This window comes from Dendronalium sp. ChiSLP03b, assembly GCF_034531165.2.
In the GTDB taxonomy this organism is placed as follows: Bacteria; Cyanobacteriota; Cyanobacteriia; order Cyanobacteriales; family Nostocaceae; genus Dendronalium; species Dendronalium minutum.
The window spans coordinates 1-14,112 of the sequence record NZ_JAVRBR020000051.1 but is presented as its reverse complement, the minus strand read 5'-3'; the positions used below and the strand labels follow the sequence as shown (position 1 = coordinate 14,112).

The following is a 14,112-nucleotide window of genomic DNA, read 5'->3' as shown; positions in this document are numbered from 1 at the left end:
TTGAATTTACTTAAAATTAGACTAAAAAAACCTCAAGCAAGTTTCCAGTGGGGTTAATTTTTCCATGTTTAAAATGAAACAATTATATCGCCAAATCTTAATTATTAGCAGCGCTTCTATCTGCTCTTTAATTGCTACCTTCCCTGCCTGGGGACAAATTTCTTCAGATAACACACTTCCTAGCAATGTTAGTCAATCTGGCAACATCTTTGAAGTTACCGGAGGGGCACAAGCTGGTAGCAACCTTTTCCATAGTTTTCGAGAATTTTCTGTTCCTACTGGTGGCGAAGCTTTTTTCAACAACACTAGCAACTTAAATAACATTACTAACATCATCAGCCGGGTAACAGGCGGTGCAATTTCCAATATTGATGGCTTAATCAAAGAAAACTACGGTGCTAATTTTATCCTCATCAATCCCAGCGGCATTAACTTTGGTGCCAATGCCCAACTCAATATTGGTGGCTCGTTTTTGGCGAGTACGGCCAATAGCCTGAAATTTGCTGATGGTGCAGAATTTAGCGCCACTGACACTTCATCCCCCCCTCTATTAACGATTAGCGTGCCAATTGGTTTGCAATTTGGGCAGAATCCGCAAGCGATTCGTGTCCAAGGTCAGGGACACAACATCAGTTCGCAAAATTCTATATTCTCACCTTTCACTAGAGGAAACACCACTGGACTGAAGGTGCAGCCAGGTAATACCTTAGCCTTGGTAGGAGGAGGGATTATCTCAGAAGGTGGAACGCTCACAGCCGAGGGCGGACGCATTGATTTAGGTAGTGTGGCAGGAGGTTTAGTAAGTCTCAATCCCAATGCCCAAGGGTGGAATTTAAGTTATGAAGGGGTGACAAACTTTCAGGATATTGCCCTATCTCAAAAGGCATTAATAGATACTAGTGGCATAGGTAGTAGCTCAATTCAGTTGCAAGGGAGAAACATCTCCATCGGTGATGGCTCAGTCGTGTTAATTCAAACCCAAGGAGCGCAATCAGCAGGTAGCATTAGCGTGAATGCCTCTGATTCCTTGTCCTTGGTGGGAACTACAGCAGATGGGCAGATTTCGAGCAACTTATCTACGGAAACTATCGGCGGTGGCAAAAGTGGAGATATTACCATTGCCACCCCCCGCTTACTGATTCAGGATGGGGCAGCCATATCTGCCGCTACTTACACGGCGGCTCCTGGTGGCAATATCGATATCAAAGCAACTGATTCTTTGCAAGTTCTGGGATTTTCAGCATTTAACCCCAGTCGATTCAGTAACATCACAGCGGCGACTTTTGGTGCGGGTGATGGGGGAGCGTTGCGGATCGATGCTGGCTCTATTTTGCTGAACGATCGAGGTAGAATCGCGGCGACTACCAGAGGGGGTAATGCTGGCAATATTGATTTGCGAGTCCAGGATTCCTTACAAATGTCAGGCAATAGCCAGATATCTAATGACAATCTGGGTACGGGAGCAGGTGGGAACTTGACGATCGCGGCAGATAAGTTGATTATCGGCGATCGCTCATTTTTATCTGCAACAACTTTTGGTAATGGTACGGGAGGAAACATTGATATCAAAGCTGCCAACTCAGTAGAGATATCAGGAACTGGATTTGAGGAGTTTCAAAAGACTTTTCAAGTAGGAGCTATCTTTGGGACACTAAGACCCACTGACCGGGGAACGGGCATATTCATTGGGACTGCGGGTGCGGGTAGTTCAGGTAACCTCAATCTTGAAACTTCCTCCCTAATCATGAGCAACGGGGCAACAATATTCAGCCCGACATTTACCCAAGGGGTGGGAGGAAATGTCAATGTCCGTGCTTCCGATTTAGTCAAATTGAGTGGCTCTGCCATTCAAACAGGAAGTAGCCGGGGCAGTACTGGCACAGGCGGTTATATCGCAATTGATACCAAACAATTGTCCTTAGAAGATGGTGCTACTTTCATCAGTGCTGCTTTAGGTAATGGTGCGGGCGGAAATGTCGAAGTTAAAGCTAGCGATACCGTACAAATACAAAGAACCCCACCCAAAGCCGCACTTTTAACTGGCATCTACACTAATACTACCTTCGGTACGGCAAAGGGCGGCGACCTGAGAATCGATACAGGCAGCCTATATGCAAAAGATGCAGTAATAGCCAGTAATACAGGCGCTTCCTTACCAACTGGTGTTATTCCATTCGGGGGGCCGGGGGGAAATGTAGTCGTCAATGCCCGCGAGTCTGTAGAAATAGCTGGCGTTCAACCCGATCCGAGGTTTCCCAGTGGTTTAGGTACTACAGGTTATAGTCCCTCTCATTCGGGAAACTTGACGATTTCTACGAAGAAGTTGATTCTCCGCGAAGGTGCAGATGCATCAGCTGCTACTTTAGGTGCTGGACAAGGAGGAGCCTTAACTGTTTACGCTTCTGATTCTATAGAACTAAGTGGCATCACAATCGGGAACTTAACTCTGGGTGGCTTATCGGCTGCTGCTGGACGTGTTGGCTTTCCAGAAATTAAGGCAACGGGTGCTTCTGGTGACATCAAAGTTTTTACAGACAAGTTGACTATTCAAGATGGCGCAAGAATTGACGTAGAAAGTTTAGGGACGGGAAAAGCTGGTAATTTGCAAGTCGTAGCTAACTCAATTCTGTTGGATAATCAAGGAACCATATCTGCTGCCACCACATCGGGTGAAGGTGGCAACATTTCTGTGCAAACGAATTCCTTACTCATGCGCCATAACAGTCAGATATCAGCCACCGCCGCTGGCAGTGGTAACGGTGGCAACATCAATATTACTGGCTTTAGTCCCGCCAACTTTGTGACGCTGTTAGAAGGCAGTAAGATTACTGCCGATGCTGTCGAGGGAATGGGAGGAAATATCAGCATCAATACTAGAGGATTCTTTTTGTGTCCGACTTGCCAGATTACTGCTAGTTCCCAACTCGGAATTGCCGGACAAGTCAGCATCATTACACCAGAAGCAGAAAATAACTTTGAAATTGTCGATTTACCCCAAGAGGTAGCTCAACCAGAACAAGTGGTAGCTCAGGCTTGTCGAGCAGCAACAAGACAAACTCAAAGCGAATTTACCATTACCGGACGCGGAGGATTGCCACCCCGACCGAGCGAACAGCTCAGTAGTGGAGCTTTAGTCAGTTTTGACCCTGCTGTTCCTAGCGCCGCCACAGAGGTGAATAATACTTCCCAACTGCCACTTCCCGCACGAGGTTGGTATGTTAACTCTCAAGGTGTGGTAGTTCTGGCCAGCCAAACGCCTACTCCTACTCCCTATAGTTCTGGGTTAACTGCATCTAACTGTCATGGGAATTAAACAGAATTCACGGGAGTTAATATTTGCTGCGAAAAGTGTTTTCAGACAAGGAGACGTTAGTTGGAGATTTCCCCTGACTTGTTTGAGTCTGATGTTGGTGCTGCACCTGTTGTATAACACAAACTCTGCTTGCGCCCAGCCGATTAATCCGGTTACCCCAAAGCCCCCAGAACAACCTCTACCTACCCCCTTACCTCCAACAAATGCACCCATTCAAATACCACCCATAGCACCTCCCACCCCGGAAGAAGTCCTAGACATTCCAGGCAGTATCACCGTGCAAAAGTTCGAGTTTGTCGGCAATACCGCCTTCAGCCAAAGAAAGTTAAACTCTGCGATCGCAGATTTTACAGGCAAACCAATTACCTTTGCCGAACTCCTCAAAGCCGCTAATCAAATCACCGAACTGTATGTGCAAAAGGGGTACATTACCTCTGGTGCTTACATCCCAGTTCAAGAGTTCCGTTCGGGGATCGTTAAAATTCAGGTAGTGGAAGGCAGCTTGGAAGATATTCAAGTCAACGTTATTAAAGGACGGTTAAATTCAAATTATGTCCGCAGTCGCATTGCGATCGCCACTACCAAACCGCTGAATATCAACCGCCTGCAAGAAGCTTTGCAACTGCTACAACTCAATCCCTTAATTGAAAGCTTAGATGCCGAACTCACCGCTGGCACCAGACCGGGTGTAAATTCCCTAGTGGTGACAGTCAAGGGAGCAAGAACTTTTGACACCCGACTCAGCATTAATAATAACCGCAACCCCAGCGTCGGTAGTTTTGAGCGCGGCATCGCAATCTCAGAAGCCAACCTCCTCGGAGTCGGAGATCGTTTGAGTTTTGCATACAAAAATACCGATGGCAGCAATAGCTTTGAGGGCGGCTACACCTTACCAGTAAATCCCCGCAATGCCACTATTGGCTTCAACTATCGGATCGTCAACAACAGAATTATTGAACCTCCTTTTAATGATTTAGATATCGACGTAAATTCTCGTGAGTTTGAACTATCCTTTCGTCAGCCCGTCCTGCAAAGAGCCACCCCAGAATTCAGCCAAGAATTAGCTCTGAGTTTAACGGCAGCTAGGCGTTTCAGTAATTCTTCCATTCAAGGCGTGGATTTTCCCCTGTTTCCAGGGGCTGACGACCGAGGAGAAACACGCATATCGGAGTTGAGTTTTGCTCAAGAATGGCTACAGCGGAGTCGTCAAGAAGTCTTAGCTGCTCGTTCTGAGTTGAATCTGGGGATTGGAGCCTTTAACGCCACGGTTAACAACAACGAAGCAGATAGCCGATATTTACTGTGGCGGGGACAACTGATCTATTTGCGTCTTCTCAGTCAAGCAAAAGGACAACCAGCGATCGCCCCGACCTTATTGTTGCGTTCTAATGTGCAATTGGCAAGTGACTCTCTGCTTTCTATTGAGCAGTTTAGTTTGGGAGGACAACGAACAGTGCGAGGTTATCGCCAAGATGCTTTGCTGGGTGATAATGGCATTTTTGCTTCCGCAGAATTGCGATTGCCGATTGCCCGCTTCCCACAATTACAAGGGACTTTGCAAGTTGCACCATTTATCGATGTTGGTACTGTCTGGAATACAGGCAGAGAAAATCCTCAGTCTAATACATTGGTAGGTTCAGGATTAGGTTTGCTGTGGCAGATGGGGGATAGATTCACAGCACGCCTCGATTGGGGTATTCCTTTGGTGGATATTGATACGAGCAAGCGCACATGGCAAGAAAACGGCGTGTATTTTCAAATGGAGTATAAAGCGTTTTGAAGGAAGAGGAAGTTGGCATGAATCAACGTCTTCGTAGGAGAATCGCCCTATTTGCTTGAGTGCCGCGATCGCACCTCCCCTGTCCTGCAATAACAGATCGACAGTCGAATTGCGATCGCCCACTTTGGATCGCCATGAATAATAATCCGATCGCCACGGATTAAACCCGCCACCATCACGCAATCGCAAATGTATATTGACCAAGATTTGTGGATAGAATGCCAACACGATTTGCCATCATTGACGCATCGATCGTTTCCATCACTCCTCTACTTCCGGCTCACCGATCGGCTTCTGTGCCGCATGACGAATATGGAGAATTCTCACCGTGGGAATGGGCTGGTCTTCAAGAACCGTAAATAGAATTCGATAAGCTTGCTTCCCTTGCCCGTAAAGAAGTTGACGAATTTCTTGGTTAAAGAATACATCCTCACGAGCGATCGGACAGCGCCGAGGCATTTCTTGCAGAGAGATGATTGCTTTAATCAGCCCTTGATACCAGAACTGGGAGCGATCGGCTGTGGTGAACTGAGAAAAACTTAAGAATGCGGCATCCGCTTCGGCTTTCGCAATGCTGGAGAAATCAATACGGTACGTCACGCTTCCAGAGACAATCCATACTTTTGGTTTTGTTCAGCAATGAAGTCCTCTAAACTCGAAAATTGTCCTTGCTCAAAATCATCAAGCCCGCGTTGGATTCCCTTTAAAGCCTCAAAAAAATCTCGATCGTCCAAACTCAGCCCCAAAGTCAGAACCGCTAGCGCCATTTGCGAAATATCTTGTCCAGTACTTTCAGCACGCTGTCGCAGCAGCGCTTCAACTTTCGGTGGAAGCTCAAGCGTAATGGACATTGTTGGTTTTACCTTAGTGATACTGGTTTTATTATAGCGATCGCACCTCCCTTGTTCTGCGGTTGTTTCGCAGTTCCCCAAAGGGGTAATCGCCGACTTTGGATCGCCACGGATTAAACCCGTCACCATCAGGCGATCGCAGAACACCGCAGATTAGGAAACTTGGTTACAGAATCAGATGGAGTTAGGCGCGATCGCCTCTCTGATTTGTACTCTGGTAAGAACAAGAGCGATCGCTCTACACAATAGTTTGCTCAAAGGAGCGATCGCTCTGATTCTCGATACCTATCAAATTAAGTGCGATCGCTAGAATAACGAAAAATTTTATCAGGCGATCATCTAAGTTATCATCATTAGCTCAAATAAAGTGCGATCGCCCTGCAACGTGGTTTGGGCAAAAGAGCGATCGCGCGCATTATAGATACCTGTAAAATTAAGCAAGAGCGATCGCATAAAAGCACAAAGCAATGATACGGATTTCATTAACAGAAGCTCCACTTCGTTTACCCGAACTGATTGCAAGTCTGCAAACCAGTGAAGAAGTGCAGATTTTTTGTGGCGCTCGATTCTGGTTCTTTCGTTGATTATTTAACTTGGTTGTGGTCAAGACTACTTTAGATGCGGCCGCCCTGGGGACAAATGACAAAGATGATTTATAAAAAGCACCGTCGTCTATTAATCCTTATCTTTTCAGCCTTATTGGGACTGTTATCCAGTTTCACTATCCCAGCTTGGTCGAATTCCTCCAGTTTACATGCTAATGCTACCGCTAGTCCTGTAGCGCTAGCAAGGGAAGGTCAACAACGCTACAATGCCGGAGACTTAGAAGCCGCAGCAAAATTGTGGCAAGCAGCGGCTGAAGCTTATCGAAAAATGGGCGATCGCGAGGGCATGACTAAAAGCCTGATTAACAAATCCCAGGCTTTGCAAGATTTAGGACTGTATCCCAAAGCTTGCAATACCTTACTCCAAGCTTTTGCCATCAAAAATCCCAACTGTAGCCAAACCCAAATCGAGCAACTATACAAAACCCTTGCTCAACAGCGTAATTCTCTTACCCTAATTCAAGCAATTGGCTTGCATAGCCTTGGTGATGTCCTACGCAGACAAGGATTATTGGAAAAGTCTCAAGAAATCTTGCAGTTAAGTCTGTCATTAATTCCCGAATCGCCGGAAAAAAGTGCTGTGCTACTGAGTTTAAGCAACACCGAACGCATTCTCGGCAACCAAATCCGCGATCGCTGGGACTACGACGTGGTAACGGACATTATCGATCGCAAATCTATTTCTGATGTTCTAGCACCTTACCAACAAGCTTTCAACTACTATATTGCAGCAGCAAAGGTGGCATCAGCGCCACCAATTCCCAAAATTCAGGCACAACTCAATCACTTCCAGCTATTACTAGAAACTAAAAAATGGTGGCGCGATCAAACTAATCGCCGCATCGCTTCTTGGTCGAGATTTGGTGAATCTAAATTAATCCAACGAGGCAACGATTTTGTCTCTCAGTTGGAGTTACAGTTAAACCAACAAGCCCAAACATTGCAAAATCAAATTGTACCCGATCTAGCCACTCTTACTCCCAGTCGTGCGGCAATTTACGCCCAGATTAACTTTGCGGAATCTTTGATGCAAAGCGCTCAAATAAATCAGGTTGAACCTTTATTACAGAATGCACTGCAACAGGCGCGTACTCTCCAAGATAAACGAGCCGAAACCTACGTTCTCGGCTACTTGGGCAAACTTTACCACAAGCAGGGGCAGTTAAGTCAGGCAACCAAACTGACTCGGCAAGCACTAATGTTAGCGCAGGAACAAAATATCAATGGTGATGCTAGAGAAATTACTTATCTTTGGCAATATCAGTTAGGGAGTTTACTCCGGAAACAAGGAGATCAAAAAGGAGCGATCGCAGCTTACACTGCCGCTTTTAATACTCTTCAATCTCTGCGAAGTGATTTAAATGCTAACAATCAAGATGTCCAATTTGACTTTCTCCAAGAAGTTAAACCTGTCTATATTGAATTAGTGGATTTGCTCTTGAAATCAAATCTGAGCGATGATGAATTGAATTCCCTCATAGTATTAAATCCCAGCATTACCCAAAACAAAGCTGAGACGCAAAAGCCTCAAAAACGTTTAGAGTTAGCCCGTCAGGTAATAGAGTCTCTGCAATTAGCAGAACTAGATAACTTTTTTCAAGACCCCTGTTCCGAGCCAGCAGATGTTGCAGTGCAAATTGATAATATTGATGCCAACGCAGCTGTTATCTATCCTATTGTTTTGCCAGATCGCTTAGAAGTCATTCTTTCCTTGTCGGGAAAACCTTTGCAAGAAGTGGTAATTCCTATTAGCGAGCAAGAAGTCAATCAGACTCTAGATCGGCTTTATGATTATTTAGACAACGTTACTATCAATAACTCCGCACGAAATATCCTATCCACTTCTAATCCCGATCCTAGAGAATTAAAAGAAAATCTACAAACGGTTTTACCAACGTTTGGACAAATTTATAACTGGTTAATTAAACCTTTCGAGGCAAAGTTAGACAGCAACCAAATCAAAAACTTAGTATTTGTATTAAATGGTAGATTGCAGAGAGTGCCAATAGCTGCGCTCTATGATGGTGAAAATTATCTGATTGAAAAATATAGTGTGGCGCTAGTTCCTAGCCTACAACTCATCAATCCTCAACGATTGGAAAGAAAACAGCTTAAGGTTTTAGCGGCTGGAGTTAGCGAGCAAATTCAGGTACGAGGAGAATTTTTTGCCGCACTAGTTAATGTGCCAAAGGAATTAGACCAAATTAAACAAGCTTTTCCTGCTTCCCAGAAGCTACTCAATCAAGAGTTTACTGCCAAAACTATTGAAAAACAGCTGAAATTAAATTTTCCTGTTGTTCACTTAGCAACTCATGGGCTGTTTAGTTCTAATCCCCAGAAGAATTTTATTATTACAGGGGATGGTAAAAGTATCAGTATTAATGAGTTAAGTGCTTTGTTAAAAGAACCAGGTACAACTGTAGAACTACTGGTGCTGAGTGCCTGTGAAACCGCAACAGGCGATGAAAGGGCTGTCTTAGGATTAGCAGGAATGGCTGTTCGTTCAGGGGCACGCAGTACTCTTGCTACTCTTTGGCCTGTAGGAGATGCTTCCACCACCAAATTCATGGGTGAATTTTACGAACATCTGAAAAAGCCAGCAGGAAAACAAGCAGATGCCCTAAGGAACGCTCAACTATCACTGTTAGAATCTCTAAAGATGAATCCACCGTTTCCAGAGTTAAAGAATTTACCGCCACATCCTTATTATTGGGCACCTTATGTTTTGATAGGAAATTGGCAGTAGGTATAAGGTAAGTAGGTAGGCATGAATATTTATCATTAAGTTAAAGCAGAAGGCAGAGGGCAGAAGGCAAGAGAGTTTCAACTAAATTTACTTTCTGTTAGATAGTTCTGTTTTTTTTGTACCCTCTACTTATACCTAATAAGCTCCAGTCTAGAAATACTCCTTAATACCGTTTCTTTGATTTGGAATGGTTAGTTTATTTACGTGCCCATTGTACTAGTATTTTGAGTAAGACAAATATTTAGTTTTAGGCGACTTTCTTCAACAATTAAAACTGGCAACTCATGACTATCTGGTGTAAATCGCGAACCAAGAGCTTGCAGTTGCTGTTGGGTAACATCTGCACGTTTATCGCTCGTTGGATCTCTACCAAACCATGCTCTAGCTGTTTGAGAACCAATAGTTAAATTAGTAGCTGTGACTACTTCTAATGGCAATGAGTCGTTTGGAATTTCTCCCCAATACTCTATAGGAAAGTTTCGTAGTTTAATGTCCGCACCTGCTGGTAACAACAACGCTTGAAAATTATCTGTACCGTGGAAACGACCAACTATAACTTTACCTTTACCCTCGAATCCGAAGATGCTAACTCCGTAAACACCGCCGCTTTTTTCATACTTGAAACCTGGACTGAGGCTGTAGGGTAAAATAAACCAACGAGGGGCAGAGCGGTGATTGCGTAGTGTTATGTCAAACATGAGCGTGATATGAGGTGGTTTCTGCCTATGCAAACCCACAAACTTTATCTCTACGGCACTTTGATTTGATTCTCTCTTTATACTTTTTAATGAATTATTTGGCTCAGTAGCCATGATATTGAAATACTGCCCAGTCAAATTGCTAGACAAAATACAATTAGTTAAAACTAGCAAGAAGGCACTCACCAAAGACGGAAAATTCATAGCTTTCGAGCGAGCAATTATGGTTAAACTACTAAGACATTAGCTCAACTTTATCCAATTAAAACGCATTAACAGCTATATCTTTCAAACTTTCAAATAAAGCACGAGGGACTTTGACAATTTCAGTTGAAAAAATACACAAATGACTTTCAATGCAAAATCTAAAATCTAAAATAATATAATTTTGGATTGCTATAGTAGTTAATACATGTAAAGTACGTTACAAATAGTAGGAGTACTATCTTAAAAGCAAAGTCATATTCTCAAATCTGAGGAAAACGCTATGACTACAACACTCAAAGAGCCTGGTTCTATCGAGTCAATACTCGGTAAAGAGGCAGAAGACCTGCTTACCTACAAAGCAAAAGTTTCTAAAGATTTACTACATTTGCCGGGACCAGACTTTATCGATCGCATTTGGACAAATAGCGATCGCAATCCTCAAGTACTGCGTAATCTCCAGCAACTTTATTCTACAGGCCGTCTGGCAAATACTGGCTATCTGTCTATCCTCCCGGTAGACCAAGGTATCGAACATTCAGCAGGTGCGTCTTTTGCACCCAATCCTATTTACTTTGACCCAGAAAATATTGTCAAACTGGCAATAGCAGCAGGTTGTAACGCTGTAGCTACGACTTTGGGAGTATTAGGCATCGTTTCGCGTAAATATGCCCACAAAATCCCTTTTATTGTCAAACTCAACCATAACGAACTGCTGACTTTCCCCAATCAATTCGACCAAGTATTATTTGCTGATGCAGAACAAGCTTGGAATTTGGGTGCAGCAGCGGTAGGCGCGACAATTTATTTTGGTTCAGAACAGTCTACTAGGCAAATTCAAGAAATCAGCCAAGCTTTTAAACGCGCCCATGAACTGGGTTTGGCAACTATTCTCTGGTGCTATCTGCGGAATAATGCTTTTAAACAAGATAAAGATTATCATCTTGCTGCCGACCTCACCGGACAAGCGAATCATTTAGGTGTAACGATTGAAGCCGACATCATTAAACAAAAGTTACCTGAAACTAACAACGGTTATGGGGCAGTTGCTAAAGCTACTGGTCAGAGTTACGGCAAAACCAATGAGCGAGTTTACACAGAGTTAACAACCGATCACCCAATTGATTTGACTCGTTACCAAGTGCTGAATTGCTACTCTGGACGGGTAGGGCTGATTAATTCTGGTGGCGCATCCGGAAAAAATGACTTTGCGGAAGCAGTTCGTACCGCTGTAATTAACAAACGAGCTGGTGGTACAGGATTAATTTCTGGACGTAAAACATTCCAACGTCCATTTGAGGAAGGAGTGAAACTGTTTCACGCTATCCAAGATGTTTACTTGTCACCAGATGTAACCATAGCTTAAGGATTGGGGACTGGGTGGAAATAAGAGAGCAGGGGGAGAAAAATACCACTGACAACTGACCACTGACAATTGTACAGACGCGATTAATCGCGTCTGTACTGATAACCTCCTAACCTCAGTCACCTTACTTTTTATATATACGCAACCCAGCCTAGGGAAAGACGTTAGCCCCATCAAAGTTTTTTAGCATTCAAGGCAGTTGCTAGAGAATTCAGAAGGTGTTTTCCCAATGTTGGCAATTCAGAAAAGATTTAATCAATTGTGTCGCCAAGTTGCGATCGCATTACTGGCTACTTTAGTCTGGATAATTAGCTTACCTGCGACATCTGTTCAAGCAGATGGTTATTATTCAGAAAAATCACATAAAGTAGAGGCAACGCCACCCTATTATTCCACAAAAGAACGCAGAATAGCACAAAGCGAGCGTTTTAAACCTTACTATACCAGCAAAGAACGTCATCAGAAAAAAGTCATTAGAACTCAACCAGAAACTGGTAATAATATCGAGAGTAGTAGAAGAACAAAAGAAACGATTCCTAGAGATTTAGGCAGCGAGCGGCGGTACTAGTCTCTAAGTTCGACTTTATAGCTTTGAAACCTGCGTAAGTACCATCACTGTTAGGACATATGTTTGAGTGAAACTTACCCTGCGGCTTTAATCAAGTCGGCTGCTTTTTCACCAATCATAATTGTGGGTGCATTTGTGTTTCCCGTAGTAATAGTTGGCATAATTGATGCATCTACTACACGCAAGCCTTCAACACCATGCACTCGTAGTTCGGGGTTTACTACTGAACTGGGATCGGTTCCCATTTTGCAAGTGCCGACAGGGTGGTATACACTGTCGCAGGTTTCCCGGATGTAAGCTAGGAGTGTTTCATCACTCTTATTATCAGCACCAGGAGCAGCTTCCTCCCCTCGGAACTCATCAAATATACTTGAGTGGAATATCTGCCGAATAATTTTGATCCCTACAAGCAGCTTTTGTAAATCGGATTCACTCTGGAGATAATTCATCCGAATTAGAGGTGGGTCTTTGGGGGAAGCAGAACACAGGCTGACACGACCACGACTTTGGGGATTAGTCACACAGGCTGTAGCTGCGAATCCTGGCCCAGAACGGGCATAAGCCGGATGTGTCCATAAAACAGGCCCAGAGAAAAATTGTAAACAAGGCGCAGCATCTAAACGACCTTCAGTATGCAGGAACAATCCAACTTCTGCGATATTGCTGGTTGGAGCAGGTTGCAGATCCTGTGTGGCTTGGTGTCCCACGGCGACTTGAAGATGATCTTGGAGGTTTTGACCGACACCCGGTAAATCAACAACTACAGGAATGTCTAGCTCACGCAGATATTCTGCATTCCCAATTCCAGAAAGCATCAGCAGTTTGGGCGAATCGAGCGCACCAGCACAGAGAATTACTTCCTGATTCACAAAAGTTTGGTGTATCGTTCCCTGGTGCAGATACTCTACTCCAATAGTGCGCGTTCCCTCAAACAATAACCGAGTAACTAACGCACCAGTAGTGACTGTTAAGTTGGGGCGGTCAAGAATTGGTAGCACAAATGCAGTTGCTGTACTTTGTCGCTTACCATCTTTGACTGTCAACTGGTAAAGTCCAGCACCTGACTGTTGTGCGCCATTGAAATCAGGATTGCGCCCGTAGCCTAGCGTGACGGCTGCTTCCACAAATCGTTGTGATACGACGCTAGGAGCAATGGGATCTGTAACACTTAATAATCCATCGACCCCATGAAATTCAGATGCTCCTCGCTGCTGGTTTTCAGATTTTTTGAAGTAGGGCAACACATCTTGATAACCCCAACCAAGATTGCCTAACTCCTGCCAGTGGTCATAATCATACCGACTGCCTCGAATATAGATCATGGCGTTGATCTCACTGGTGCCACCTAAGACTTTCCCGCGCGGACAATATATTTTACGATTATTTATATACGGTTCTTCTTCTGTAAAATATGCCCAGTCCACCTCTGTACCCCAGAGTTTTATCCAGTCTAGAGGGACTTGGTGTTCCGGTAAGCTAGGCGGATTGCCTGCTTCGAGCAACAATACAAACCTTTCATGATCTTCCGTCAACCGATTAGCTAAGACACAGCCTGCCGAACCTGCGCCAATTACAACATAATCATATTTAGCCATCATATTTTCTTTGTATACTTCTGCTGTCTCTTAAATTGATAATTCTTTGTTTTATTTGTTAGTTCTGCCTATTGCTCAATATAGGGCTAAAACGGTAATCCATGACTCAAAATCTTCTCACTTAATCTAACACTCCGATGCGATCGCTGTTTGGTTCGGTTAAAAAATGCGATGCTCTTTTCTGAATATCACTACCCGTTATGAAGCAAACAAACAGGTCAAATTCTCTTCCCTCTTGCCTTGTTTCTTGAGAGCCTCCAACTAGCGGCTTTGCAGCCAGCAAAATATGAAAGAAACACAAGCATTGAGAATTGGTCAGAGATAAATCTTATACTCAAAATGTACTCTGACAGTTAAGACCGTTTTATCAGTGGTGCAAATTACGC

Annotated in this window: 11 protein-coding genes; 6 read left to right on the top strand and 5 right to left on the bottom strand. The window is 44.0% G+C overall.

Annotated features, from left to right (window positions below; genetic code table 11):
- Nucleotides 1–73 precede the first annotated feature (73 nt).
- Together RMY31_RS13305 and RMY31_RS13300 are read left to right on the top strand one after the other, a co-directional pair.
- A complete protein-coding gene (locus RMY31_RS13305) occupies nt 74–3,313 on the top strand; it encodes a filamentous hemagglutinin N-terminal domain-containing protein (RefSeq protein WP_409877906.1) in 3,240 nt (1,079 codons plus the stop codon).
- On the top strand, nt 3,303–5,093 hold the full coding sequence (locus tag RMY31_RS13300; protein WP_322663521.1) for a ShlB/FhaC/HecB family hemolysin secretion/activation protein: 1,791 nt from the start codon (nt 3,303–3,305) through the stop codon (nt 5,091–5,093). The genes RMY31_RS13305 and RMY31_RS13300 overlap by 11 nt, the downstream gene beginning before the upstream one ends.
- A gap of 261 nt (nt 5,094–5,354) precedes the next feature.
- Here the strand turns inward: RMY31_RS13300 and RMY31_RS13295 are convergent, their stop codons facing one another.
- Nucleotides 5,355–5,693 carry a type II toxin-antitoxin system RelE/ParE family toxin gene (locus tag RMY31_RS13295; RefSeq protein ID WP_322663525.1) on the bottom strand — a complete coding sequence of 113 codons (339 nt, stop codon included), beginning with the start codon at nt 5,691–5,693 and terminating at the stop codon, nt 5,355–5,357.
- Nucleotides 5,690–6,091, bottom strand: a complete 402-nt coding sequence (locus RMY31_RS13290) for a hypothetical protein (RefSeq protein WP_409877905.1) — start codon at nt 6,089–6,091, stop codon at nt 5,690–5,692. The genes RMY31_RS13295 and RMY31_RS13290 overlap by 4 nt, the downstream gene beginning before the upstream one ends.
- A gap of 31 nt (nt 6,092–6,122) precedes the next feature.
- On the opposite strand from RMY31_RS13290, the gene RMY31_RS13285 reads away from it, so the two are divergent.
- Nucleotides 6,123–6,254, top strand: a complete 132-nt coding sequence (locus tag RMY31_RS13285) for a hypothetical protein (RefSeq protein ID WP_322663530.1) — start codon at nt 6,123–6,125, stop codon at nt 6,252–6,254.
- A 29-nt stretch (nt 6,255–6,283) separates the two neighbouring features.
- On the opposite strand, the gene RMY31_RS13280 is transcribed toward RMY31_RS13285, so the two are convergent.
- On the bottom strand, nt 6,284–6,427 hold the full coding sequence (locus tag RMY31_RS13280) for a hypothetical protein (RefSeq protein WP_322663532.1): 144 nt from the start codon (nt 6,425–6,427) through the stop codon (nt 6,284–6,286).
- A gap of 156 nt (nt 6,428–6,583) precedes the next feature.
- Between RMY31_RS13280 and RMY31_RS13275 the strand changes: the two genes are divergently transcribed.
- A complete protein-coding gene (locus tag RMY31_RS13275; RefSeq protein ID WP_322663535.1) occupies nt 6,584–9,295 on the top strand; it encodes a CHAT domain-containing protein in 2,712 nt (903 codons plus the stop codon).
- A 200-nt stretch (nt 9,296–9,495) separates the two neighbouring features.
- On the opposite strand, the gene RMY31_RS13270 is transcribed toward RMY31_RS13275, so the two are convergent.
- Nucleotides 9,496–10,197, bottom strand: coding sequence for a hypothetical protein (locus RMY31_RS13270; protein ID WP_322663537.1), 702 nt, complete (start codon nt 10,195–10,197; stop codon nt 9,496–9,498).
- A gap of 283 nt (nt 10,198–10,480) precedes the next feature.
- On the opposite strand from RMY31_RS13270, the gene RMY31_RS13265 reads away from it, so the two are divergent.
- Both RMY31_RS13265 and RMY31_RS13260 read left to right on the top strand, forming a co-directional pair.
- A complete protein-coding gene (locus RMY31_RS13265; protein ID WP_322663540.1) occupies nt 10,481–11,563 on the top strand; it encodes a class I fructose-bisphosphate aldolase in 1,083 nt (360 codons plus the stop codon).
- 229 nt (nt 11,564–11,792) lie between these two features.
- Nucleotides 11,793–12,131 carry a hypothetical protein gene (locus RMY31_RS13260; RefSeq protein ID WP_322663541.1) on the top strand — a complete coding sequence of 113 codons (339 nt, stop codon included), beginning with the start codon at nt 11,793–11,795 and terminating at the stop codon, nt 12,129–12,131.
- Between the two features lie 74 nt (nt 12,132–12,205).
- On the opposite strand, the gene RMY31_RS13255 is transcribed toward RMY31_RS13260, so the two are convergent.
- Complete coding sequence (locus tag RMY31_RS13255; protein ID WP_322663548.1) at nt 12,206–13,726, bottom strand: GMC family oxidoreductase; 1,521 nt, start codon at nt 13,724–13,726, stop codon at nt 12,206–12,208.
- Nucleotides 13,727–14,112: the final 386 nt, after the last annotated feature.